The sequence below is a fragment of the Streptomyces sp. TAA486 genome (assembly GCF_000426165.1).
In genome coordinates this window covers 31678-56164 of the sequence record NZ_AUEV01000002.1, presented here as the reverse complement: position 1 = coordinate 56164, position 24487 = coordinate 31678, and the positions used below count along the sequence as shown (strand labels likewise).

Annotated in this window: 19 protein-coding genes; 10 read left to right on the top strand and 9 right to left on the bottom strand. The window is 72.0% G+C overall.

Features of this window, described 5'->3' with window-relative positions; translation table 11 throughout:
- Nucleotides 1-100: 100 nt before the first annotated feature.
- The 3 genes from I004_RS0104200 (at nt 101) to I004_RS0104190 (ending at nt 5012) form a co-directional block, all read left to right on the top strand.
- Nucleotides 101-1009 carry a LysR family transcriptional regulator gene (locus I004_RS0104200; protein WP_028434448.1) on the top strand — a complete coding sequence of 303 codons (909 nt, stop codon included), beginning with the start codon at nt 101-103 and terminating at the stop codon, nt 1007-1009.
- Between the two features lie 171 nt (nt 1010-1180).
- A complete protein-coding gene (locus I004_RS32120; RefSeq protein WP_078510812.1) occupies nt 1181-4483 on the top strand; it encodes an amidohydrolase family protein in 3303 nt (1100 codons plus the stop codon).
- Between the two features lie 115 nt (nt 4484-4598).
- Nucleotides 4599-5012, top strand: a complete 414-nt coding sequence (locus I004_RS0104190) for an HIT domain-containing protein (protein WP_028434447.1) — start codon at nt 4599-4601, stop codon at nt 5010-5012.
- A gap of 74 nt (nt 5013-5086) precedes the next feature.
- On the opposite strand, the gene I004_RS0104185 is transcribed toward I004_RS0104190, so the two are convergent.
- Nucleotides 5087-6829, bottom strand: coding sequence for a bifunctional 3'-5' exonuclease/DNA polymerase (locus I004_RS0104185; RefSeq protein WP_037974996.1), 1743 nt, complete (start codon nt 6827-6829; stop codon nt 5087-5089).
- Nucleotides 6830-6923: 94 nt separating this feature from the next.
- Nucleotides 6924-8213 carry a glycoside hydrolase family 18 protein gene (locus I004_RS0104180; protein WP_028434445.1) on the bottom strand — a complete coding sequence of 430 codons (1290 nt, stop codon included), beginning with the start codon at nt 8211-8213 and terminating at the stop codon, nt 6924-6926.
- Nucleotides 8214-8596: 383 nt separating this feature from the next.
- Here I004_RS0104180 and I004_RS0104175 point away from each other — a divergent pair, with 383 nt between their 5' ends.
- Nucleotides 8597-9772, top strand: coding sequence for an acyl-CoA dehydrogenase family protein (locus I004_RS0104175; RefSeq protein WP_028434444.1), 1176 nt, complete (start codon nt 8597-8599; stop codon nt 9770-9772).
- Between the two features lie 72 nt (nt 9773-9844).
- On the opposite strand, the gene I004_RS0104170 is transcribed toward I004_RS0104175, so the two are convergent.
- Both I004_RS0104170 and I004_RS0104165 read right to left on the bottom strand, forming a co-directional pair.
- Entirely contained in the window at nt 9845-10516 is a 672-nt protein-coding gene (locus I004_RS0104170; RefSeq protein ID WP_486579730.1) for an endonuclease, read from the bottom strand.
- 125 nt (nt 10517-10641) lie between these two features.
- On the bottom strand, nt 10642-11031 hold the full coding sequence (locus I004_RS0104165) for a hypothetical protein (protein WP_028434442.1): 390 nt from the start codon (nt 11029-11031) through the stop codon (nt 10642-10644).
- A gap of 200 nt (nt 11032-11231) precedes the next feature.
- On the opposite strand from I004_RS0104165, the gene I004_RS0104160 reads away from it, so the two are divergent.
- The 5 genes from I004_RS0104160 (at nt 11232) to fxsA (ending at nt 17378) form a co-directional block, all read left to right on the top strand.
- The gene (locus I004_RS0104160) at nt 11232-11672 is read left to right on the top strand and encodes an Lrp/AsnC family transcriptional regulator (RefSeq protein WP_028434441.1); all 441 of its coding nucleotides are present in this window, start codon (nt 11232-11234) and stop codon (nt 11670-11672) included.
- A gap of 43 nt (nt 11673-11715) precedes the next feature.
- Entirely contained in the window at nt 11716-13356 is a 1641-nt protein-coding gene (locus tag I004_RS0104155; protein ID WP_028434440.1) for an amidohydrolase family protein, read from the top strand.
- A gap of 702 nt (nt 13357-14058) precedes the next feature.
- Nucleotides 14059-15975: an apolipoprotein N-acyltransferase gene (gene lnt, locus I004_RS32115; protein ID WP_486579729.1), complete on the top strand. Its 1917-nt coding sequence runs from the start codon at nt 14059-14061 to the stop codon at nt 15973-15975.
- Complete coding sequence (locus I004_RS0104145; protein WP_028434439.1) at nt 15972-16742, top strand: polyprenol monophosphomannose synthase; 771 nt, start codon at nt 15972-15974, stop codon at nt 16740-16742. The genes lnt and I004_RS0104145 overlap by 4 nt, the downstream gene beginning before the upstream one ends.
- Before the next feature lie 3 nt (nt 16743-16745).
- Nucleotides 16746-17378, top strand: coding sequence for an FxsA family membrane protein (gene fxsA, locus I004_RS0104140; RefSeq protein WP_078510810.1), 633 nt, complete (start codon nt 16746-16748; stop codon nt 17376-17378).
- 149 nt (nt 17379-17527) lie between these two features.
- On the opposite strand, the gene I004_RS0104135 is transcribed toward fxsA, so the two are convergent.
- The 4 genes from I004_RS0104135 to yczE form a co-directional block, all read right to left on the bottom strand.
- Nucleotides 17528-17911, bottom strand: a complete 384-nt coding sequence (locus I004_RS0104135) for an RNA polymerase-binding protein RbpA (RefSeq protein ID WP_028434437.1) — start codon at nt 17909-17911, stop codon at nt 17528-17530.
- A 255-nt stretch (nt 17912-18166) separates the two neighbouring features.
- Nucleotides 18167-19522, bottom strand: a complete 1356-nt coding sequence (locus I004_RS0104130; protein WP_028434436.1) for an MFS transporter — start codon at nt 19520-19522, stop codon at nt 18167-18169.
- An 88-nt stretch (nt 19523-19610) separates the two neighbouring features.
- Nucleotides 19611-20453 (bottom strand): glycerophosphodiester phosphodiesterase family protein, encoded by an 843-nt coding sequence (locus I004_RS0104125; protein ID WP_051344770.1) that lies wholly within the window; start codon nt 20451-20453, stop codon nt 19611-19613.
- Entirely contained in the window at nt 20453-21220 is a 768-nt protein-coding gene (gene yczE, locus I004_RS32110; RefSeq protein WP_486579728.1) for a membrane protein YczE, read from the bottom strand. The genes I004_RS0104125 and yczE overlap by 1 nt, the downstream gene beginning before the upstream one ends.
- 125 nt (nt 21221-21345) lie before the next feature.
- Here yczE and yczR point away from each other — a divergent pair, with 125 nt between their 5' ends.
- The gene (gene yczR, locus I004_RS0104115) at nt 21346-22845 is read left to right on the top strand and encodes a MocR-like transcription factor YczR (protein ID WP_028434434.1); all 1500 of its coding nucleotides are present in this window, start codon (nt 21346-21348) and stop codon (nt 22843-22845) included.
- On the opposite strand, the gene I004_RS32105 is transcribed toward yczR, so the two are convergent.
- Complete coding sequence (locus tag I004_RS32105; protein ID WP_078510809.1) at nt 22833-24437, bottom strand: FtsK/SpoIIIE domain-containing protein; 1605 nt, start codon at nt 24435-24437, stop codon at nt 22833-22835. The genes yczR and I004_RS32105 overlap by 13 nt on opposite strands.
- Between the last annotated feature and the right edge of the window lie 50 nt (nt 24438-24487).

The following is a 24487-nucleotide window of genomic DNA, read 5'->3' as shown; positions in this document are numbered from 1 at the left end:
CGCTCCTCCTCACGGCAGTGGACCTCTCCAGCCTCGCCCGCCCCGGCCGACCCGTCCAATAGAAGAAAGCGAACGGATTCAGCAGCTACTCTTCTCAATCGTGGAACTACGGCATCTCGAGTACTTCGTCACCGTCGCCGAAGAGCGGCACTTCACCCGCGCCGCGGAGCGGCTCGTGGTCTCCCAGTCCGGGCTGTCGGCGTCCGTGCGCGCGCTGGAACGGGAGCTGGGGGCCAAGCTTTTCGTACGGACCACCCGCAGTGTCGAGCTGACCGGCCCCGGCAGGGCACTGCTGGACGAGGCCACCCGGACGCTGGCGAGCGTCCGCGCCGCCAAGGAGGCCGTCGCCGCCGCACAGGGGCTCCTGCGCGGCACCCTGTCCGTCGGCACCGAACAGTGCATCGCGGGCGTGCATGTGCCGCGGCTGCTGGCCCGGTTCCGTGCGGAGCACCCTCAGGTGGAGATCCGGCTGCGGCAGGCCGGTTCGCGCCGGCTCGCCGAGGACGTCGGCGCAGGGCGGCTGGATCTCGCCTTCGTCGCCCTGTGCGGCCCGCCCCCGCAGGGCGTGCACCTCACTCGGCTGACCGGGGAGCCACTCGTCCTGCTCTGCCACCCGGGGCACGCGCTCGCCGGGGGAGACGCAGCACGGTGGGCGGAGATGAAGGGCGAGGCGCTTGTGGACTTCCAGCCCGACTGGGGTGTGCGGCAGCTGACGGACCGCACCTTCGCCGCGGCCGGTGTGGAACGCCAGGTCGCGCTGGAGGTCAACGATGTGCACAGCCTCATCGAGCTGGTCGAGCAAGGTCTCGGAGTGGCGGTCGTCCCGGGGCACTTCGCACGCAAGCCACAGGCCGCGGGCTTGTGCGCCGTGCCGTTGACGGAGGGACCGCAGCCGGTGTGGGAGGTCTCGCTCGCCCGGCCCACGGGGGATGCGGCCAGCCCCGCCGCGCGGAAGCTCTGCGCCCTCCTGGACCTCCCGCGGGGTGAGGCGGACACACCGTCCGCATGAGCGCCGCGCATAGGTTCGGCTGAAGCATTCAGGGATCAACACCCCTGCGCGTACGCGGTGTTGACCAGCGCTGCAGTCCTGGACACCATCGGTGATCTGCCGTGCAGGGGAACGCGCACGATCACTTCCTCCCGCGGTGATCCCACGCCGGACCGGTGCCCGGGAGGGCCGATGACTGCCACAGAACCCGTCGATGATCCCGCCACCACCGCACCGGACGGACCGCCGCCGGCCCAGGGGGTCGCGCACCGGCGCAGCCCGCTCTCCAGGGCCGCCCGGCTCTCGCGCCGCCGCTTCCTCGCCACGGCCGCGGCGGGCGCGGCGGCCGCCGGCACCGTCGTAGGATCGCCGGGCTCCGCCGTCGCGGCACCGGCCGCCGCGCCCTCCGGCTCCGCCTCGCGGGTCACGCTCTCCTTCACCGCCGCAACCAACGGCGCGGCCACCCTCGCGCCCGGTGGCCACCATCTCGTCGCCGAGGTGCAGAACATCCTGTGGTCCGTGCCCCGCAAGGGCGGACGCGCCGTGCCGCTCACGGACCCCGAACTCGAGCCGACCCGCCCCGAGTTCTCACCGGACGGCAAGCAACTGGCCGTCTGCGCCTTCAAAGGCGGCGGATTCCACCTGTGGACGATGCGCCCCGACGGCTCCGGACTGCGGCAGCGAACGGACGGCCCCTGGGACGACCGCGGCCCGGCATGGTCCCCAGACGGAACGCGCATCGCCTTCTCTTCCGAACGCGGCGGCGACACCGTCACCGGCAGCCCGTACCGCATCTGGGTCCTCGACGTCCGCACCGGCGCGCTCACCCGGCTGACGGGCCTGCCCGGCCAGGACGGACCCCAACAGGACGGCGCATGGGAGGACTTCGACCCCGCGTGGTCACCGGACGGCGAGCGCGTGCTGTTCGTGCGGGGCGCCCCCGCCCAGGGGGAGAACGGGCCGGTGCTGCGCAGCCGCACCGTCGCGTCGGTGCCGGCCGACGGGGAGGGAGCGGTACGCACGGAGTACACCGAGAGCGCCGAGGCCGACGTGATGACCCCCGCCGTCTCGCCCGCCGGGAGGCTCGCGCATCTGCGCACCACCCCTTCGCCCGCCGCCTCCTGCACGCTGCTCGTCGACGGTGAAGTCCTCGACGTGGACGGCCAGGTGCTGCCCGTGCCGCCCCGCTGGATCTCCGCCGAGGAACTGCTGCTCACCATCGACGGACGCTTCAGCATCGTGCGGACCGCCGCCCCGAAGGACGCCGAACACATCGCCCTCGCCGCCTCGTTGCCCGCCGAACGCCCCCGGTACCGCGTCAAGGACTACGGCTTCGAGTCCGGCGGCGGACCCGTACGCGCCCTGCACCTTCCCGCAATCTCGCCGGACGGCCGCCGCGTCGCCTTCGCCGCCCTCAACTCGCTATGGGTCGCGCCGACTTCAGGTAGCGGACGGGCGCGAGAGGTCGTCAAGGGCAGCCCGACCCGCTACCCGCTCGCCCCCACCTGGACGCCGGACGGGCAGGGTCTCGTCTACTCCGACGACCGCGACAGCCTCCTCGCCGCCCGCCGGCACGACCTGCGCACGGGCAAGGAGAACGTGCTCGCGGACGGCGGCCGCGTCTTCCCCGTGCTGTCACCCGACGGCTCCCGCCTCGCCTGCCTCGACATGACGGGCAACCTCGTCCTGAAGGACCTGCACGGCGGGAGCGAACGCGTACTTGCCGAACCCCTCGGCGCCGCAGGCCTGCCCGGCCGGCCCAGCTGGTCGCCCGACGGCCGGTACCTCGTCCTGTGCGACCGCAACCGCCTCAACCAGCGCTTCCGCGAGGGCTACAACGTCATCCGCGTCGTCGACGCGCACAGCGGGGACGACCGGCTCCACGCCCTCGCCCCGCACACCTCGCTGTCCGACCGCTACGACAGCGGTCCCGTCTGGTCGCCCGACGGCGCGCATCTCGCTGTCATCAGCGAATCGGCGCTGTGGCTGCTGCCCGTACGCGCCGACGGTACTCCCCGGGGTGAGCCGCGCCGCCTCACCGACGAGAGCGCCGACCACCCCTCCTGGTCGGCCGATTCGCGCACTCTGCTGTATCTGTCGGCGGGCAGGCTGCGCCGGCTCGACGTCCGCAGCGGTGAGGTGCGCACCGTGCCCGTCCGGCTGCATCACCGGCCGCCGCGCGCCCGCGACACCGTCGTACGGGCCGGCAGGCTCTGGGACGGCACGGGCGAACACGTCCGCGAGGACGTCGACATCGTGGTGCGCGACGGCCGCATCCGGTCGGTGCTCCCGCACCGCGGAAGGCGTGCCGCCGCCCGCCACGTCGACGCGGAACGGATGACCGTGGTGCCGGGCCTGTGGGACTCCCACACGCACCCCTGGCAGAGCACGTACGGCGCGCGGCAGACCGCCACACAGCTCGCCTACGGCATCACCACTGCCGTCTCCCTCGGCGGCTTCGCCTACGAACAGGCCCGCATCCGCGAAGCCGTCGCCGCCGGAGCTCTCGCCGGGCCGCGGCTGCTGGCCACCGGCGAACTCCTCGACGGTCCGCGCGTCGCCTACAGCATGGGCCGAGCGCACCGCACCAGGGACGGGCTGCGGCGCTCTTTGGAGCGCGCCGAAGGCCTCGACTGGGACTTCGTCAAGACGTATGTGCGGGCGCCCGGCTGGATCATGGCAGAGGCGGCGCGGTTCGCTCACGAGAGGCTCGGCGTGCGCGCCGGCAGCCATCTGTGCACCCCCGGCATACAGCTCGGCGGTGACCTGACCACTCATCTGCAGGCCACACAGCGCCTGGAGTTCGGGCACGCGACCACTGCCACGGGCCACGCACACCAGGACGTCGAGGAGATCTACACCGCGCGCGGCGCCCGCTTCCACCTCATCGCCACCCCGTTCACGGCGGCGCCGCTGCTGGGCGCCGACCCGTCCCTGGCGGACGACTCCAGGGTGACGCGCCTGATGCCGCCCTGGGACACCGGAGCTGTCGAGGAGCTCGCCGGCACACCGCCCACGGACGCCCAACTGGCAACGCTGGCACGCGAGACGGCGATATACAGGCGGGTCCTCGAAGGCGGCGGCCTCGTCGCGCTCGGCACCGACCAGCCGCTCGTACCGGTCGGCCTCCACCTGCATCTCGCGCTGCGGGCACTGCACCGGGGTGGCCTGTCAGCGGCGGCTGCGCTGCGCACGGCGACGGTGCTGCCCGCGCGGGTCTTCGGCGCCGAAGACGACCTCGGCACGGTCGAGGAGGGCAAGCTCGCCGACCTCACCCTCGTCGACGGCGACCCCTTCACCGACTTCGACGATCTCGTACGGACGACTTCGGTGCTGCGCGGTGGCCAGCATTTCCGAGCGTCCGAACTGACCGGCGCCTTCCCCGAGCGGGACGTGGAGACGGCGAGCGGTCCCGAGGCAGCAGGTCAGGCGGCCGACTGGCGTCGTGTGAGCCGCCAGCTGCGCCGGGAGGGCTGCTGCGACATGGGCGTCTGAACTCGGCGCCCGCCCCCTCCGGCTGGGCATCCCGTCCGTCTGCGCTCGCTGCCGCTGCCGCTGCTGGGCCCGCGGCCTGTTCCTGCGGGTCGGCGGCAGGCTGTTGACTGGGGGAGTGGACTGCATCTTCTGCGATATCGTCGCCGACCGCCGTGAGGGTCACCGCGTCTTCGAGGACGAGCGCGTGGTGGCCTTCCTCGACGCGCGGCCGCTCTTCCCCGGCCACACCCTCGTCGTACCGCGCGAACATCACAAGACGCTGACAGACCTGCCCGCCGACACGGTGGGCCCCTTCTTCGAGCGGGTACAGCGCATCACCGCCGCCGTGGAGGCCGGCATGGAGGCGGCCGGTTCCTTCGTCGCCGCGAACAACCGGATCAGCCAGTCCGTCCCGCACTTCCACATGCACGTCGTCCCCCGCAACCCCAAGGACGGGCTGCGCGGCTTCTTCTGGCCCCGCAGCCGCTACGCCGGCGAGGCCGAGGCCGAGGCAGTCGCGGCCCGGCTGCGCTCCGCGCTGGGGGAGTGATCCGCAGGGCCCCCCGCTTGTATGCGGGACGGTCGGCCGCGGAGACCGCCCGGCCCCTACGTGGCGTCCACTACCTACTTGGCGTCCGCGTAGCACTCCACGACGGCCGTGCTGAAGGCGAACCGCACCGGGGTGTCGCCGAAGGCCGCCCGGCCGGCCCGCTCTCCCGCCTCAGTGATCGCCTCCGCGACCTGCTCCGCCTGCTTCTCGGGGCAGTGCACGATCACCTCGTCGTGCTGGAAGAAGACCAGCTCGGCCGGCGAGCCGGCCAGCGTCTGGCGGAGCGCCGCCAGCATCAGCACCGCCCAGTCGGCCGCGCTGCCCTGCACCACGAAGTTCCTCGTGAAGCGCCCGCGTGCACGTGCCGCGCCCGAACTCGCTCCGTACCCTGCCGACGGTGCGGGCGTCGGCGTTTCCCCGCCGCCTTCCCAGGCTCTCTCCGCCTCCGGCCCGGAACTCTCATCTTCCCCGGCCGGGGACCCGGCGGGCGGGCAGGTGCGGCCCAGATGCGTACGCACCAGCCGCCCCTCCTCCCCGGCCCTCGCCGCGTCGTCGACGTAGGCGACCGCGAGGGGGAAGCGCCTGCGCAGTGCCGCCATGTTGCGCAGCCCGTCGCCACTGGTCTGCCCGTACACCGCCCCGAGCAGCGCGAGTTTGGCCTGCGCACGATCCCCGCCGAACGCCCTTTGCGACAGCCCCGTGTACAGGTCCTCGTCACTGCCGGCGACCGCCATCAGCCCGGGATCGCGGGAGACCGCCGCGAGCACCCGCGGCTCCATCTGCGCGGCGTCGGCAACGACCAGCCTCCAGCCCGGATCGGCGACGACCGCGCGCCGCACCACCTTCGGGATCTGCAGCGCACCGCCGCCGTTCGTCGTCCAGCGGCCCGACGCGGCGCCGCCCGGCACGTACTCGGCGCGGAAGCGGCCCTCGCGCACCCAGGAGCGCAGCCAGGACCAGCCGTGCGTGGTCCACAACCGGTAGAGCTTCTTGTACGCCAGCAGTGGCTCGACGGCGGGGTGATCGACATCGCGCAGTTCCCACGCCCTCGTCGACGACAGCTTCACGCCCGCCTGCGCGAAGGCACGCAGCACGTCCGCCGGCAGATCGGGACGCACCCGCATCCCCGGGCCGAACGCCGCGGAGATCTCCTCCTCCAGCTCGGCCAGCCGCCGCGGAAGGCCGCCGCCTCCGTACCGCTCACCGAGCAGCTCCTCGAGCAGTTCACGGTGGACATCCGCCCGCCAGGGCACCCCCGCGCGCCCCATCTCCACCGCGACGAGCGTGCCCGCCGACTCGCCGGCCAGCAACAACCGCATCCGCTCCGGGTGTTGGGCCGACCTGGTGCGTTCCAGCTGCGCGGCGTAGACCTCCAGCAGCGCCGTCATCGGCTCGACGCCGTCCGGCAACGGCGTGGGCCCCGCGTCGAACAGCGACGGTTCCTCCTCCGCGCCCCGGGAGGCGGCCGGAGGGTCCTGCGGTACGGGCAGTCCGTGCAGGCGGGCCCACGCCGCCGCCAGCGAACGCGGGGCACCGTGCCGTCCCTCGTACGCCAGCAGCAGCGCCTCCGCCGCCTCCACGTCGTAACACCGCTCCACGTGCACGCCGGCCTCGGCCAGCCGCGGATGCACGACGGCGCTCGACCGCCACACCCACCGCCCCACGCCGGGTCGTGAACGCACCGCCGCGACGCAGGACTTCTCGGTGCTGACGGGCCCGGCCGGCTTCCCTTCCTCGTCCAGCGGGCAGACCTGAGCACGTCCGTCCTCGTTCTCGGCCAGCGCCCATCGCACCGCCTTGACCAGGTCACCCGTCATACGGGGGAGTCTTCCACCGGGCACTGACAACGCCTCGCGCCCCGTGAGGAGATCCACGGGGCGCGAGACGGTGACGACCCAGGGACCGCCGGCTCTAGCGGATGGCCTTGATCAGCTCGCCGTCCGGTGTGTCACCGCTGAGCTCCCAGACGAAGGAGCCGCCGAGGCCCTGCTGAGTGCCCCAGTCGCTCTTGCTCCCGATGGTCGCCGGGGTGTCGTAGCTCCACCACTGGCTGCCGCAGTGCGCGTACGCCGTGCCCGCGACCGTGCCGGTGGAGGGGCAGCGGCTCTTGAGGACCTTGTAGTCCTCGATGCCCTGTTCGTAGGTTCCGGGCGCGGGTCCCGTCGCGGTGCCGCCCGGCTCCGACTGGGTCACTCCGTTCCAGCCGCGTCCGTAGAAGCCGAGGCCCAGCAGGAGTTTGCCCGCGGGCACGCCCATGCTCTTCAGCTTCGAGAGGGTGGCCGCGGTGTTGAAACCGTCCTTGGGGATGCCGTCGTAGCCGGTGAGCGGGGAGTGCGGCGCGGTCGGGCCCTGAGCATCCCAGGCGCCGAAGTAGTCGTAGGTCATGGGCAGATACCAGTCGACGTACTGCGCGGCGCCCGCGTAGTCCGCGGCCTCCAGCTTGCCGCCGGCCGAAGCGTCGGCGGTGATCGCCGCCGTCACCAGCTTCTCGCCGCCGAACTTCGCGCGCAGCGCCTTCATCACCTCGGTGAAGGCGCCCCGGCCGCTCGCGTCACACGTCAGACCGCACGCGTTGGGGTACTCCCAGTCGATGTCGATTCCGTCGAAGAGCCCGGCCCAGCGCTCGTCGTTGAGGAGCGCGTGACAGGAGTCCGCGAACGCCGCCGGGTTCTTCGCCGCCTCGCCGAAGCCGCCGGACCAGGTCCAGCCGCCGAAGGACCACAGCACCTTCAACCCTGGGTGTTTCTCCTTGAGTTTGAGCAGCTGGTTGAAGTTGCCGCGCAGCGGCTGGTCCCAGCTGTCGGCCTTTCCGTCGACGCTCTGATCGGCCGTGTACGACTTCTCGTAGTCGGCGAATCCGTCGCCGACGGTGCACTTTCCGCCCTGCACATTGCCGAATGCGTAGTTGATGTGCGTGAGTTCGGCGGCGGAGCCTGAGGTGTCGATGTTCTTGACGTGGTAATTGCGCTGGTAGACGTCCCAGTTGGCGAAGTAGCCGACCACCTTTCCGTCGGCCTGCTGCCGGTCCTGCGCGGGTTGTACGGCGGCCGCTTGCGTACCGGCCGAGGGGGCCGCGGCCGCACCGGTGCCCGGGAGCGTGAGGGCGAGGACGGCCGCGCATCCCGCGGCGGCGACGGCGAGAAGGCGGCGCCGGGGAGCGGATGAGACAGATCTGCGTCGTCGTACGAACGGTCCGGTCATGGCTCTCCTCAAGGGAGTTGTGGGGAGGTGCTCCTGAAGACCCCTCGGTGCGAGGTGGGGTGACTGACCGCCACGAGTGCGGTGGGAAGTTACCGCGGGAATCTAGAAGGACTAGACCATTGCGTCAATGGTTTGAACCAATTCGATTTCCGGGCTTTCCTCCCCGCAGCACCCCACCCGTTCCTGCCGCCGGTGACGCGATGCCTCCGATCGGGCATACTTTTTTCGCCGCAACCCCTGGTCAGCCGCCGTCGTAACCCGGCGCGGCGATGAGGGCGAAGCGGACTCGCACAGGTCCCGGCCTCCGGTCGCGGCCCTGGTACGGCGGCGCCACCACACCCCGGTCCGCCGCCGCAGCCCCCGAACAGGAGGAGAGCGTCGTGATGCCTCAATACGGACCGCAGCCGGTCCAGCGTCAAGTGCCCACGCAGGAAGCCCGCGACCTGCTGGCCCTCGTGCGCGAACTGGTCCAGCGGGAGATCCGCCCCGACGCGAGCGACGAAGAGGCCGCGGGCCGCTTCCCGCGCGAGATCTTCACCCTGCTGTCCGAATCGGGGCTGCTGGGACTCCCGTACTCGGAGGAATTCGGCGGCGGTGATCAGCCGTACGAGGTCTATCTCCAGGTGCTCGAGGAGCTGGCCGCGGCGCGCCTCACCGTCGGCCTCGGGACCAGCGTCCACACGCTCTCCTGCCACGCGCTCGCCGTCTTCGGCACCAAGCAGCAGCGCGCGGACCACCTCCCCGCCATGCTCGGCGGCGGCACCCTGGGCGCGTACTGCCTGTCCGAACCCTCCTCAGGCTCCGACGCCGCATCCCTGCGCACCCGCGCCACGAGGGACGGCGACGAGTGGGTCCTGGAGGGCACCAAGGCGTGGATCACGCACGGGGGAGTCGCCGACTTCTACACCGTTCTGGCCCGCACGGGCACCGAAGGCCCGCGTGGTATCACGGCGTTCCTCGTGCCCGCTGACGCCGATGGCCTGAGCGCCGCGGCGCCCGAGCGCAAGATGGGGATGAACGGATCGCCGACCGCACAGGTCCACTTCGACGGCGTACGCGTCAGCGACGCACGCCGCATCGGCGATGAGGGACAAGGTCTGACCGTGGCGCTCTCCGCTCTGGAGTCCGGCAGGCTGGGCATCGCCGCGTGCGCCGTCGGGGTCGCACAGGCCGCGATGGACGAGGCACTCGCGTACGTTCTCGGGCGCGAACAATTCGGCCGGCCCATCGCCGACTTCCAGGGCCTGCGCTTCATGATCGCGGACATGGCGACGCAGATCGAAGCCGGACGTGCCCTGTACCTGAGCGCCGCCCGGCTGCGGGACTCCGGGATCCCCTTCGGGAAGGAGGCCGCCATGGCGAAGCTGTTCTGCACCGACGCCGCGATGCGGGTGACCACAGACGCCGTCCAGCTCCTCGGCGGATACGGCTACACCGCCGACTTCCCTGTCGAGCGCTACATGCGCGAGGCCAAGGTCCTGCAGATCGTCGAAGGCACCAACCAGATCCAGCGCATGGTGATCGCCCGTCAGCTCGCCGGCCCGGACAGCGGCCGCTGACGCCGACCGGCGCGTCGCGCCGCCCCGTCCGCAGGAGCACGGCGCCCCCGCGTCCGCGCGGGGGCGGCAGGGCTACACCGCTGCCCGCACGTCCTCGACCACCTTCTTGTCGAGCGCCGCACGCACCAGCGCCGCCGCGAACCGCGCCCGGTCACGCTCGTCGACCAGTCCCGCCAGCCGCGAGGACGAGGTGGGCAGTCCCAGCCGCTCCGCGCCCTGCTGCGCCTTCCCGTCGATGTACGGACCGAACTCCGGCCACACCTCCTGCGCCTCCCGCAGGAAGATGTCGACGCCCGTCGGCCCGATCCCGGGCACCTCGCGCAGCCCTTCCTTGATCCGCCCCTGCTCCCGCATGCGCCGCACATCGCCCTTGTACTCGCGCAGCAGCAGCTCCGCACCGTCCCCGAGCTGAGTGGCGGTGCGCTCGTCGTAGCGCCGGTAGTGGCCCACGCCAAGGGCGTCGACCCGCTGCTGCCACGTCGCATCCGCCATCCGCTTCGCGCCGGTCATGCCGGCGTCCGACAGGGCGCGCGCCGCGGCGACGGCGGTGTCCGCGCGGATACGGGCGGAGAGCAGCAGCGAGAGCACCAGCAGCCGGTACAGCGGCGACGGGGTGTCACGCAGCTTGATGCCCGCCTGATCGGCGTAGGTACGGCCGTGTGTCTCCAGCAGTGCCCGTACCTTCGCCCGGTCCGCGGACTCCCGCGCGGGCTTCGCCCGGGGCCTGTTCTGCGTCTGTGTCATGGGGCCCTCGCTCGAGTGGATGCGGTGCCTTGAGAGACGGGACGAGTGCCCACCGAAAGCGCCGTATCCACCTGCCGGGCGACGAACGAACGATCCGCGGGCGAACCCCGCGCCCCCTGTGCCGGCTATGCCTCGCCGAGAAGCGACGGCGTGCGCGGGCCACTCGCGTGCGAGAACGGCTGCATCCGCCAGTCCAGCCCTTCCGGAAGCGTCAGCAGCGCCGTCAGCCCGTGCTCCTGCACCGACTCCCCGTCGCGGGACGCCGCCTCTGACGCGGCACGGCCGGATCCCTGGCAGACCGTCAGCCCGAACGGATTCCACGGCGAGGCGCACAGCGCGTGCTCGGGGAGCCTTTCCTCCTCCGCGAGAAGCGCGATCGGCTGGCCGCAGTCCGGGCAGGTCACCCGGAAGATGTCGAAGGTTTCCTCTTCGTACGCCCCCTCGGCGGCCGTTTCCTCCGCCGGTACCGCCGTGGCGGCCTCCTCGGAAGTGCGGACCCGCTTCTCAGTGCGCATGCAAATCCCCCTCTGGTGGACCTGCCGGGCATCGTGCCCCGGCCTCAGCAAGCACTTCCCGTGGCGTCATTCGCATAATCGCCGCACGCGGGGGGACACGGGAGCACCGGTGTGGTCTTGGTCACACGCAGGGCCCTGATGTGCGCTCCTCCCTGCGCCCGGTGTGCCGGAGTGCGCCCGGCAGCGTAGGTTGACCTGCTGTGGAGGAAGTGGATCGCCAAATCGTCGAGCTGCTCGTCAAGGACGGGCGGATGAGCTACACCGACCTGGGCAAGGCGACGGGCCTGTCCACCTCGGCCGTGCACCAGCGCGTGCGACGGCTCGAACAGCGGGGTGTCATCCGCGGATACGCGGCTCTCGTGGACCCCGAGGCCGTGGGTCTGCCGCTCACGGCCTTCATCTCGGTCAAGCCCTTCGACCCGAGCGCGCCCGACGACATCTCCGAACGCCTCGCGGAGGTACCGGAGATCGAGGCGTGCCACAGCGTCGCCGGCGACGAGAACTACATCCTCAAGGTCCGCGTCGGCACGCCCATCGCTCTCGAGCACCTGCTCGCCCGCATCCGCACCCTCTCCGGCGTCTCCACCCGCACGACGGTCGTCCTCTCCACCCCGTACGAGGCACGCCCCCCGTCGATCTGACCCGCCCGGCGCCCGCGCGTGGCGTGGCGGGAGACTTGTCGCCATGAGTGAGCGCACCGCCCCCGGGCACGAGACCCGCACCGTCCTGCTGCGCGGCGGGGAGGTGCACAGCCCCGCGGATCCTTTCGCCACCGCGATGGTCACGCAAGGCGGCAGCATCGCCTGGATCGGGTCCGAGGGAGCCGCCGACTCCTTCGCCGACGGAGTCGACGAAGTCGTCCACCTCGACGGCGCGCTCGTCACCCCCGCCTTCACAGACGCACATGTGCACACCACCGCCACGGGCCTTGCCCTGACGGGTCTCGACCTGACCGGCGTGGCCACGCTCCGCGACGCTCTTGCCCGCATCCGCGACTACGCCGCCTCGCGCCCCGGCGACCGGGTGCTCCTCGGCCACGGCTGGGACACCACGCACTGGCCCGAGGCGCGACACCCCAGCCGCGCGGAGCTCGACGAGGCCACGGGCGGGCGGCCCCTGTACCTCTCCCGTACGGACGTGCACTCGGCGCTCGTCACGACCTCCGCCCTCGAACTCGTCCCCGGCATCGCGGAGTTGGCCGGGTTCGCCGATGACGAGCCGCTCACGCGCGACGCCCACCACGCCGTACGAGAACAGGCACACTCCACGCTCACACCGGCTCGCCGGGCCGAGGCCCAGCGGGCCGCGCTGGCCCACGCCGCCTCCCTGGGCATCAGCGACCTCCACGAGTGCGCGGGCCCGGCCATCTCCAGCGAGGACGACTTCACTGCGCTGCTCTCTCTCGCCGCGCAGGACGGCGGGCCCCGCGTACACGGCTACTGGGCGGAACCCGTCACGTCCGAGGCGGATGCCGCCCGCATTCGCGCTCTCGGCGCCGTCGGAGCCGCGGGCGACCTCTTCGTCGACGGCTCGCTCGGCTCCCGCACCGCACACCTGACGGCGCCCTACGCCGACGCGCCCCACACCGGCAACGCCTACCTCGACGTCGCCGGAGTCGCCGCCCACGTCGCCGCCTGCACCGAGACCGGCCTCCAGGCCGGCTTCCACGCCATCGGAGACGCCGCGGTGGCGGCGGTGACGGACGGCGTGCGGGCCGCCGCCGAACGCGTCGGCACGGACCGGGTGCGCGCCGCACGGCACCGCGTGGAGCACGCCGAGATGCTCAGCGAGGAGACCATCGCCGCCTTCGCCGAGTTCGCCCTCACCGCATCCGTACAGCCCGCCGTCGACGCGGCCTGGGGCGGCCCCGACGGCATGTACGCCGCACGGCTCGGCCAGGAGCGCGCGGCCGGCCTCAACCCGTACGCGGCACTGCAGCGCGCCGGCGTCCCCCTGGCCTTCGGCTCCGACAGCCCCGTGACGCCGATGGGCCCGTGGGCCGCCATCCGTGCAGCCGCCTTCCACCGCACGCCGGAGCACCGCATCTCCGTGCGTGGCGGCTTCACGGCGCACACCCGCGGTGGCCGGCGCGCCGTGGGCTCCGACGACGCCGGGGTGCTCGTCCCCGGCGCACCCGCCGACTACGCGCTCTGGCGCACCGGTGAACTGGTCGTACAAGCGCCCGACTTGCGCGTCGCCAACTGGTCGACCGACCCCCGCTCCGGGACTCCCGGGCTGCCCGACCTCACGCCCGGCGGCCAACTGCCCGTCTGTCTGCGGACGGTGGTAGGGGGACGGACCGTCCACGACCGGCCGAACGAGTGATGTATGAGTGTCCGTTACGGGCCGCCGACGCCCCCTCAGACTGTGACGCCCGCGTTCCTTGCGCCTTACTGACCTGCTGATTCGGCGAAACGCCGCAGGTAGCGTCGCTGTTGACAGGCGCTGCCCGGCGACGGGTAGGTTCGGCCAGGTCCACCACAGGACGTCCGGCCAGCGATTCCCCGCGCAGTCGTCGAACGCCGCTGGGCCAGGGGGTGGTGTACCGCACCGGGACACCACCACTGGGAGCCAGGTCCAGCGCCAGCGGCCCGGGGTTGAAGGTCGAGGCTGGCCGGCGGGTGTGACCCGGGTGGGGCCCGGATGCTCAGTAGACAACGGCTCTCGGTCGACTCGCAGCCAGCGGGTCCCAGGTCGGCCCGAAGGGCACCGGGCCCCGACCCGCAGACACATTGCTCCTCGGCCCGTGATTCACGGACCGGGCCGCTGACTCCCCGCTTCTGCTCCTGCCTCCTGCCTCCTGCCTCCTGCTCCGCCGGGCCCGCCCCTCAGAGCCTTCGGTCCCGGCAGCTCGACGGCCCTCCCACGTCTCCGGCCGAGACGGCGTGCGGAGGCACGTGTGGAGCGTGCCGCAAGCCGCCACACGCCCCTGGCCCGCCGTGGCATTCCCGGCCCCGGCCCCGCAGAGGCACATCGCCGTTATACGGTCGCTTTCACCACCGCACGACCTGCAGGAAGGGCGCACTCTTGCCATCGGGTTCCGACACCACCGCCGAATCCGCCGCCGGCGGCCAGTCCGCCGACCCGGCGAACGATGCGGAGGAGTCGCCGCGCCCACAGGAAGCGCAGAGCGGCGAGGGAGCCGCAGGCCCAGAGCGGGACCCCGTAGCGACGCAGGCACCGCCCTCCACCGCGGAGGCAGCGGCCGCCGACGCCCCGTCAACGGCAGAGGCGGCGCGCCGCGGCGGCAGGCTGCGACGGTTCCGCGCCCTCGTCAGGCGCGAGGCCCTACGCACGGTGGCCGCGGCCGTCGCCGGTATCGCGCTGGCGCTGGCCTTCCCGCCCTACGACCTGTGGCCGCTGTCGCTGCTGACGGTCGCCGCGCTCAGCCTGCTCACCCGCGGCCGCACTCTCCGCCAGGGCGCCTGGACGGGCTTCGCCTTCGGATGGCCGTTCTTCGTCATGCTGCTCCAGTGGCTTCACGTGATCGGATGGGACGCGGTCCTCGGACTCGCCTTCATCGAGTCGCTGTTCGTCGCCGCGCTCGGTGCCGCACTCGCCGCCACGTCCCGGCTGGCGCTGTGGCCGCTGTGGGGTGCGTGCCTGTGGGTCGCGGAGGAATGGGCCCGCGACCGCGCCCCCTTCGGCGGCTTCCCCTGGGGACGGCTCGCCTTCGCCAACACCGGTTCGCCCTACACCCCGCTTGCCGCGCTGGGCGGGGCACCACTGGTCACCTTCGCGGCGGCACTGACGGGTACAGCGCTTGCCGCCGCGGTGCTCGCGCTCTGGCACCTCCGTGCCACGCGGGCCGCAGGCCAGGAGCCGCAGGGGGAGCGCGGGGAACAAGAGGCCAGCAGCCCTCCCGTCCCGGTGCGCACGGTCGCGCGCCGCCCCCTGGTGCCGCTCCTCTCCTCCCTGGCTCTTGCGGCGGCCGTCACCGCCGCCGGCTACGCCGTGCCCGTCCCGACCGCCGCGGACGACACGGCGGACATCGCCGTCGTGCAGGGCAACGTGGAGCAGCCCGGAATGAACTTCCTCGGCCGCCCCATGAAGATCCTCAACAACCATGTCGACGCAACCCTCGACCTCGCACGAAGGATCAAGGCGGGCAAGGCCGAGCAGCCCGACCTCGTCATCTGGCCCGAGAACTCCTCCGACCTCGACCCGTACCGCTGGCCCGAGGCCCGCGAGCGCATCGACCAGGCGGCCAAGGCAGTGGGCGTCCCGATCCTGGTGGGGGCCCTCGTCGACCATCCCGGTACCGAGGGGTACGTCGAGAACCAGGGCATCGTGTGGGACCCGAAGAAGGGGCCGGGAGCCTCGTACACGAAGCAGCACCCGGTGCCCTTCGGGGAGTACGTGCCTTTCCGCGACGAGCTCAGCAAGGTCATCACCCGCCTCCAGCAGATTCCCCGCGACTTCTGGCCCGGCGACCACACGGGTGTCCTGCAGACGGGGCCCGCGCGCCTCGGCGACGTGATCTGTTTCGAGGTCGCCTACGACGAGATCCCCCGCGCCACCGTCAACGACGGAGCCCGAGCCCTCGTCGTCCAGACGAACAACGCCACGTACGGCAGGACGGGCCAGCCCGAGCAGCAACTGGTGATGTCCAAGCTGCGGGCGGTCGAGCACGGCCGTGCGGTCGTCACGGCGGCCACCAGCGGCATCAGCTCCGTCGTCGGCCCCGACGGCACGATCAAGCAGCGCACACAGGAATTCGAGCGCGACGTGCTCAGCGCCAGGCTTCCCCTTCGTGACGACATCACGATCGCCGACCGCGTCGGCGCCGCCCCGGAGTGGGTGATCGCTATGGTGGGCGTTCTCGCCTGCGCCGCGGCCTGGTTCGCAGGCCGGCGCGGCCGGACCGACCACCGGCGGGCGCAGCGGGCGGGGCAGGTGCAGCAGACCGATGCACAGCGGAAGCAAGAGGGGCAGCAGCGGTGACGGACGGCGGACAGGCGCGGCAGTACGGCCCGCTCGGTACGGTTCTGGTGATCATCCCGACCTACAACGAGGCCGGCAACATCGAATCCGTCACCGCACGCGTACGTGAGGCCGTGCCCGACGCGCACATCCTGGTCGCCGACGACAACAGCCCGGACGGCACCGGCAAGATCGCGGACGATCTCGCCGCGCACGACGAACAGATCCACGTCCTGCACCGCCCCGGCAAGCAGGGCCTGGGCGCCGCCTACCTCGCGGGTTTCCGCTGGGGCATCGACCACGGCTACGGCGTGCTGGTGGAGATGGACGCCGACGGCTCCCATCAACCGGAGGAGCTGCCCCGCCTGCTGACGGCCCTCAAGGGTGCCGACCTGGTGCTCGGTTCGCGATGGGTGCCGGGCGGACGGGTCGTCAACTGGCCGCGCTCGCGCCGTCTCATCTCCCGGGGCGGCAGCGTCTACTCGCGTGTGATGCTCGGCTTGCCACTGCGCGACATCACTGGCGGCTTCCGTGCCTTCCGCAGCGAGACCCTCAAGGGGCTGGGCATGGACGAGGTGGCCTCACAGGGCTACTGCTTCCAGGTCGACCTCGCGAACCGGGCGGTGAGCGCCGGATATCACGTGGTCGAGGTGCCGATCACCTTCATCGAGCGGGTGCGGGGCAATTCGAAGATGAGCCGCGACATCATGGTCGAGGCCCTGTGGCGGGTGACCGCGTGGGGTGTCGAGGGCCGCGTGAAGCGGGTGCTCGACCGCAGGCACACTTGAACCATGACGAGTCGCGCACCGTACCCCTTTGAGCCGCCTGACGACGAGCAGGGCTCAGGCCGTTCCACGAGCGGACGGCAGGACCAGGGTGGCCCCCGCCCCTCACGCGTCCGCAGGTTTCTGCCGCTGGCGGTGGCGGCGTGGGCGATCCTGGAGATCTGGCTGCTGATCATGATCGGGGAGGCCGCGGGCGGCCTTGCCGTCCTGGGCCTGCTGGTCGTCGGCTTCCTGCTCGGCGTCTTCGTCATCAAGCGTGCCGGGCGCCGCGCCTGGCGTCGGCTCACGGAGACCGTCCAGCAGGCGCAGCAGGCCGCTCAGAGGGGGCAGGCCCCTCCGGAGAGCTCGGAAGGTTCGCGCGGTGGCAACGCGCTGACGATGCTCGGCGGACTGCTGATCATGGTGCCGGGTGTCATCTCGGACGTGGCGGGTCTGTTGTGCATCTTCCCGCCCACCGCCGGCCTGATGAGGCGCACCACGCAGCGCTACCTGGAGCGGCGTTCCGGATTCGCGCCCGGCACCATCGGCGACGCCTACCAGCAGGCCCGCAGGGCGGAGGAGCAGATGCGCATGCACAAGCCGGACGGCAAGGTCGTCGAGGGTGAAGTCATCCGTGACGACGAGCCGCCGTCCCGCTGAACGCCCCGGGTGAGCGGCGGGGATCCGACGTGACCGCAGTGATGGACTGAAGAGAGCGGCCCGTACACAGCAGAGCGCGGCCCGATGACCTCAACAGGTCATCGGGCCGCGCTCTGCTTGCGTTGGACCGTGGAGCGTCCCGTTGTGCCTTACGCGGACTTGCGCTTGTTGTTGCCGTCGCGCGGGTGCACCGCGAGGTTCATCGTGCCGGACCTGAGAACGGCCAGCCGCTCCGCGAGGACCTCCTCCAACTCCTCGCGGGTGCGTCGCTCCATGAGCATGTCCCAGTGCGTACGCGCGGGCTTGCCCTTCTTCTCCTCCGGGCCCTCGCCGTCGACCAGGAGTGCCTGTGCACCGCACACCTTGCACTCCCACTCCGGCGGGATCTCGGCCTCTACAGAGAACGGCATCTCGAATCGATGCCCGCTCTCACATGCGTACTCCACGGCCTGGCGCGGTGCCAGGTCGATACCGCGGTCGGTCTCGTAGCTGGTCACCACGAGTCGCGTGCCGCGAAGAGCTCGCTCACTCATGAATTCGTGCCTCCCGGGCTTGTCGCCCACAGGACAGGTGTCGCTGTCGTCGTCATCTGCTCAACGTCCGGTCGGCGGTGAAGATTCCCGAATCGGGAGATGCGTCGCCCGTCGTGCCGCCCTTCGTGTACCCACCAACGACCGGTTTGTCACAACTGACAGGAGATGTCACCCAGCGTTCGCATCTCTTTGGCGTGCAGTAACGGTCCATCCGGCGAGCCGAGGGCGTACACTACCGCGCCGCTGCCCCAAGTTCTAAATCCGGTCGGGCAGAGGGTTGCCCGCGGCCACTGCCGCCCGTCCCACCGGTACCCGCAGCAGGAGAACGAAACCCAGCACGAAGAAGACCACCAGCGAGATGATCGCCGCACGATAGCTCTCCGTCAGTTGGTAGGCGAGCCCGAAGACGAGAGGTCCGAGCCAGCTGGTTCCGCGATCGCTGACTTCGTACAGAGAGAAGAATTCGGCCTCCTTGCCCGCGGGCACCAACTGCGAGTACAGCGACCGGGAGAGGGCCTGGCTCCCACCCATGACCAGGCCGATGCCCGACGCCAGGGCGAAGAAGAAGACCGGCGCCCCGGCGGGCAGGAAGTATCCCGCTCCGACGATCCCCGTCCACGCCACGAGCGAGCCGAGAACCGTGCGCTTCGCTCCGTAGCGGACCGCCAGCCTGCCCATCAGCAGCGCCCCCGCCACCGCGAGCACCTGGACGAGCAGCACCGCCACGATCAGCGTCGTCTGGTCGACGCCCAGCTCCTCCGAGCCGAAGACCGACGCCTGGGTGATGACGGTCTGCACCCCGTCGTTGTAGACGAGGTACGCCAGCAGGAAGGCCATCGTCAGCCGGTAGTGGCGCAGTTCGCGGAACGTATGGGCGAGCTGCCGCCAGCCGCTGAGCAGCGAGACACGCGCGCCCGCGACCGCGCCCGGCCGCTCCCGCAGCCGCAGCAGCGGCACCACAGTGAACACCGCCCACCACATTCCGGCGGAGGCCAGACAGATCCGCACGGCGGACCCCTCGGAGACGCCGAGCGCCTCGTGCTGGAGAAAGAGCGCCAGGTTTCCCACCAGCATCACCGAGCCGGCGGCGTAGCCGAAGGCCCAGCCGCGCGAGGAGACCCTGTCCCGCTCCTCCGGTCCGGCGATCTGGGGGAGGAAGGCGTTGTAGATGACGGCCGAGGTGGCGAACGAGACGTTCGCCACCACCAGCAGCACGCCCCCCAGGACATAGCGGTCGCCCTCGAGGAAGAACATCGCGGCCGTCGCGCCCGCGCCCAGATACGCGAAGAGCCCCAGGATGGGCTTCTTGCGGCCCGTGCGGTCGGCCACGGCACCCGCCAGCGGCATCACCAGCACCGACAGCAGAACCGACAGCGAGACGGTGTAGGCGAAGTAGGAACCCGCGCGCACCGGCAGGCCCAGCGGATGCACGTAACCGTCGGCATCCGCGGCCGCCTTGGCGACCTCCGTCAGATAGGGGCCGAGGAAGACGGTCAGGACGCTGGTGGAGAAGACCGAGTTCGCCCAGTCGTAGAAGTACCAGCCCCGCTGTTCACGGCGGCGTTCGGCCGTGCCGTCCCCGGCACCGGTCACGACAGCAGTCACAGCCATGCCCCCCTTGTCTCCGGCGCCGTGCGCGGCCCCGGTACGCGGCGCCGCCCCGTGCGTGCGCAGGCGGCGCTCACGTAGCGGAGCCGCTCTACCGGGGGCCAGGACCCGGCATCCACGCACCCCGATCGGTGAGGACGTCGCGCAGTGTCTCGATGTGATCGGTCACAATGCCGTCAACTCCCAGGTCGAGCAACTCCCGCATCCGGTTTCTCTCGTTGACGGTCCATACGTGCACCTGCATCCAGCGCGCATGTGCCGCCCGTACGAACGCGCCGTCCACCACGCGGATACCCGACCGGTGTTCGGGAACCTGGACGCACACGGCGCTCTTGCGGACAGCCCGCGCAGGCACCAGCCCGTACGAACGCAGCCGCAGCCTCACCACGCCACGCGTGCCGAGTGAGGTGGCCAGCCGCGGCCCGGCCATGGCCTGCGCCCGCGCCACCCGGTCCTCCTCGAAGGAGCCGACGCACACACGGGCCCACGCGTCCAGCTCGGACAGCAGCTCCAGCAGCGGTACGAGGGCGGACTCCGCCTTGACGTCGATGTTCCACCGCGCTTCGGGGAAGGCCCGCAGCAACTCCCGCATCAGCGGCAGCGGTTCACTGCCGCCGACTCGGGCACGGCTCACCTGGGACCAGGGCAGTTCACTGATCGGGCCGCTCGCGTCCGTGATCCGGTCCAGCGTCTCGTCATGGAAGGCGACGAGGTGCCCGTCGGCCGTGGCGTGCACGTCCGTCTCCAGATAGCGGTAGCCCAACTCGACGGCACGGGCGAAGGCGCTGTGCGTGTTCTCCAGCCCGTCCGCCGCGCCGCCGCGGTGGGCGAGGGCCAGCGGGCCGGGATGGTCGAGGAACGGATGGCGCGGCTTGCGGCGCAGCACGGCCGGATGGGCGGGAAACGCAGGGAGGTGGCTCGGGTCGGTGGACATCACCGCCGCAGTATCGCGCCCCCGCGCCACCACGCGCGCCGCCGCCCCCCGGCTCCGTCCTCGTCGCGTTCGCCCGTCCCGCGTGCCACCACGTGCGGGCCGCCCGTGTCGGTGCTCGGAGGTCCGTCCGCGGATTCCAGCCGGGTTGCGGGCACGGCGAAGACCCGCAGGAAGAGCTGTGAGAGCGGGCCGATCCCGAGCGCGTACACGACGGTTCCGACGCCGGCCGTGCCGCCCAGCAGCAGCCCGGACACCAGCACGGTCGCCTCGATCCCTGTACGTACGAGGCGGACCGAGCGACCCGTGACGCGGTGCAGGCCGGTCATCAGCCCGTCCCGGGGGCCAGGGCCGAAGCGGGCCGAGATGTACAGGCCGGTGGCGACGCCGTTGAGCACCACCGCGATGACCAGCCCCGGAATCCGCAGCGCGAGCGCGTCAGGCGTGGGGGTGAGCCAGATCGTGCCGTCCATCGCCATGCCGACCAGGACGACATTGGAGACGGTCCCGAGGCCGGGCCGCTGCCGAATTGGCACCCAGAGCAGCAGCACCACGGCACCCGCGACGACCGAGGCGGTGCCGATCGAGAGTCCGGTGTGCCGGGCGAGTCCCTGGTGCAGCACGTCCCACGGCGGGAGGCCGAGACCGGACTCCACCATCAGCCCGATGCTTCCTCCGTACAGGAGCAGGCCCGCGTAAAGCTGCACCAGACGCCGGCCGATGTGCCCTCCCTTACCCGTCGGACGGGACGGGCGTGACGGATGAGACAAGGGAGGCTCCTTCCCCTCCGGCGCGGTGCCGGTGGCCTACTGGCTCCGGTGAGTGGTTGCGTGGCAGTCTGGTGCCAGGAATCAGGCCACATCCATGGCCAATCAGGGAGAGGTGGACCGCAATCATGGTGCAGTGGACCTCAGCCGTGGGTGCTCCGCAGCTGTCCAGACTGCTGGCGTCGCAGCGCGCGGCCACTGCGGCCGACGCAGGTCACCGCGTACCGGCCTATCGTTCACTCGCCGACGGTGTGCGCCTCCTCGTGCTCGAGGGCCGCATCCCGGTGGCCGCCCGTCTTCCCGCCGAGCGGGAGCTCGCCGCGGCGCTGCGCGTCAGCCGTACGACCGTGGCCGCCGCCTTCGAGGCGCTGCGCAGCGAAGGATTTCTCGCCTCCCGGCGCGGCTCGGGCAGCTGGACCGCCGTGCCTGCCGGCAAGCCGCTGCCCACGCGCGGGCTGGAGCCGCTGCCGCCCGAGTCCGCCGGGTCCGTGATCGATCTGGCCTGTGCGACCTTCCTGGCCCCCGAGCCGCACCTCACCGATGCCTTCCAGGGCGCGGTCTCGGACCTCGCGCCCTACACGGACACCCACGGGAACTACCCCGGAGGACTGCCCGCCCTGCGTGAGGCACTCGCCGCTCGCTACACCGCCCGCGGCGTCCCGACGATGCCCGAGCAGATCATGGTCACCACCGGCGCGATGGGCGCCGTAGCCGCGCTCGCACGGCTGCTGGTCCCGCGCAGCGAACGCGTCGCCGTCGAACACCCCTCGTACGCCAACGTCCTGCACCTGCTGCGCGACGCGGGCGCCCGTCTCGTGCCCGTACCGATGGCCGACGGCCTGGCCGGCTGGGATCTGCCCGCCTGGCGGCAGGCGTTCCGGGAGAGCGCCCCGCGCATGGCGTACGTCATCGCCGACTATCACAACCCCACGGGCGCACTCGCACCGGACGACCAGCGGCGGGAGATGGTGGCGGCGGCACGCGCCGCCGGTACGGTTCTCGTGGCCGACGAGTCCATGACCGACCTGACGCTGGACGAGGACGTCGAACTGCCGCGCCCCATGGCCGCGTTCGACCCCGGCGGCTCCGCCGTGATCACCGTCGGCTCCGTCAGCAAGGCCGTCTGGGCAGGGCTGCGCATCGGCTGGGTCAGGGCGGCACCCGAGGTGATCCGCAGCCTCGTCGCGGCCCGTGTCTACGCCGACTTGGGCAGCCCGGTACTCGAACAGCTCGCCGTGGCACGGCTGATGACGGGCGACGGCTGGGAAGCGGCGGTCGCCGCACGCCGGGCGGGAGCCCGCGAGAACCGGGACGCGCTCGTTGCCGCGCTCCATGACAGGCTGCCCGACTGGGAGTTCACCGTTCCCCGCGGCGGACTGACCCTGTGGACACGTACAGGCGGCCTGTCCGGCTCGCGCATCGCCGACGCGGGGGAGCGGATCGGGGTGCGGGTGCCGGCCGGAACCCGCTTCGGGGTCGACGGGGCCTTCGAGGGCTACGTGCGGCTGCTGTTCACGGTCGCCGGACCGGTCGTCGACGAAGCTGTCGCCCGTCTGGCCAAGGCGGCGGACCTCGTCCGTACGGGCGCGGTCGCCGACGGCGACGTACCCCGCACCTACGTGGCCTGAGCCTTCGCCTCCGGTTTCGCACGCGACGCGTCGGACGCCTGCCCGGCCTGCGCCCCCAGCGCCCGGGCCTGCGACGCGGTCAGCGGGGGCAACAGCCCCAGCACGGCCTGCCGTTCGGCCTCACCCGCCGCGTCGTCCAGGGGGTCGGGCGCCGCCGGCACCTGAAGCCGGAGCACCGGCCCCGCGCCGAGCCGCGCGAAGCCACGCCCCGGCGCCGCGTGCGTGCCGGGCGGCGGGACCGTGGCCTCGCCGAGCACAGCCCACATCTCCTCCGGCGAGGCATCGCCGAGCAGGACCCGCGCCCTGGTCTGCGAGCGCACCGCCCGGCCCAGCTCGTCGGCGCACTCGAAGTGCTCCGCCACCGCCACCGTCACCTGCGCCGCGCGCCCGTGACGCAGCGGCACCTGAAGGAGCTCCCGAGGGTCGCGCCGCCCCTCCGTGCGCGCGAGATGGCTGACTGCCGCGGGCCGGTCGACGACCACCCACAGCGGCCGCCGCGCGTCCTCCGGAACGGGGTGGCCGGCCTGCCGCGCGCGGCTCGCCGCTGTCAGCCGCCGTTCCGTCTCGTGCACCACCCACTCCAACGACGCCACGGCCCCGCCCGCCGAGGTCTCCACGGCCAGCACGCCGTCGCGCCCCGTCAGGCATGCGAACTCGCCGGAGCCGCTGCCGTCCACCACGAGAACATCTCCGTGCTGGAGCGCTTGGAGCACCACCGAACGCAGCAGTGTGCTCGAACCCGCGCCCGGGGCACCGACAACCAGGAGATGGGACTCGGCCGAGCGTGCACCCGTGCGCCACACCACCGGCGGGACGTCGAGTGCCTGCTCACCGTCGTTCACCGGGATACGGCGGTGCACCGCCTCGGCGTCCGTGAACCCGAGCACGATCTCGCCGGGGCCCGTCACGAACCGCTGGGCCCTGATGCCCTGCGGCAGGGGACCGGGGACGGTCATCTCGAGCTGGTTGCGCTCCTCGTCCCATACGAAGCGGTACTCGCGGTCCCGTCCGGATTTGGCGCCCAGCCGCTGCTCCACCGCCAGCCGGTGCGCGGGGTCGCCGTCGGGGAAGTGGGCCGGATACCGCACCAGAAGGCGTTCGATGCGGCCCTCATCGGTGAACTCGGCCTCCTCGAAGGCTCGTTCCCACGCTCCGTCGTGTGCGTAGATCGGGTCCGGGTCGGGGTCGTTCTGCAGAGTGAAGAAGGGCACCAGCGCGTCGTAGACGGCTTGGAGGCGCGCGTTCTCCGCATCCTCACGGGCGGCTCCGGCGACCGTCCGCGCACCGTCGCGTCCTTGCCAGGCGGCTGCGCCGACAACGACCGCGATGGCGAACGCCGGACCCCACGGCATCAGCGCCACCACCATCACGGCCACTGCGGCCAGGAAGAACACGGGGCCGCGCCGGTCCTTGGGCGCCCGGGCCCACCAGCGCAGCACCAGCATCGTCAGCCGCGCCAGACCGCGTACGACCACGATGAGCGGATGCAGTACGTCCAGCGCTCCGGCGGCACCGGCCCGCAGGGCGCGGCGGGCCGGACGCACGGCGGCACCCGTACCCGCCGGCTGCCGGGGGAACGGCCAACGCACCACGGAACCTCCTGTGACGAATGCGCCGCACAGCGCGCGGGACGAGCCGGCCC

Excerpts from the sequence above, each read along its gene's own strand:
- yczR (WP_028434434.1), top strand. The coding sequence starts at position 21,346 with ATGGTGCAGTGGACCTCAGCCGTGGGTGCTCCGCAGCTGTCCAGACTG.
- I004_RS0104130 (WP_028434436.1), bottom strand. The coding sequence starts at position 19,522 with ATGGCTGTGACTGCTGTCGTGACCGGTGCCGGGGACGGCACGGCCGAA.
- I004_RS0104185 (WP_037974996.1), bottom strand. The coding sequence starts at position 6,829 with ATGACGGGTGACCTGGTCAAGGCGGTGCGATGGGCGCTGGCCGAGAAC.
- I004_RS0104180 (WP_028434445.1), bottom strand. The coding sequence starts at position 8,213 with ATGACCGGACCGTTCGTACGACGACGCAGATCTGTCTCATCCGCTCCC.
- I004_RS0104170 (WP_486579730.1), bottom strand. The coding sequence starts at position 10,516 with ATGACACAGACGCAGAACAGGCCCCGGGCGAAGCCCGCGCGGGAGTCC.
- I004_RS0104125 (WP_051344770.1), bottom strand. The coding sequence starts at position 20,453 with ATGTCCACCGACCCGAGCCACCTCCCTGCGTTTCCCGCCCATCCGGCC.
- I004_RS0104175 (WP_028434444.1), top strand. The coding sequence starts at position 8,597 with ATGCCTCAATACGGACCGCAGCCGGTCCAGCGTCAAGTGCCCACGCAG.
- I004_RS0104155 (WP_028434440.1), top strand. The coding sequence starts at position 11,716 with ATGAGTGAGCGCACCGCCCCCGGGCACGAGACCCGCACCGTCCTGCTG.
- I004_RS32120 (WP_078510812.1), top strand. The coding sequence starts at position 1,181 with ATGACTGCCACAGAACCCGTCGATGATCCCGCCACCACCGCACCGGAC.
- I004_RS0104165 (WP_028434442.1), bottom strand. The coding sequence starts at position 11,031 with ATGCGCACTGAGAAGCGGGTCCGCACTTCCGAGGAGGCCGCCACGGCG.
- I004_RS0104135 (WP_028434437.1), bottom strand. The coding sequence starts at position 17,911 with ATGAGTGAGCGAGCTCTTCGCGGCACGCGACTCGTGGTGACCAGCTAC.
- fxsA (WP_078510810.1), top strand. The coding sequence starts at position 16,746 with ATGACGAGTCGCGCACCGTACCCCTTTGAGCCGCCTGACGACGAGCAG.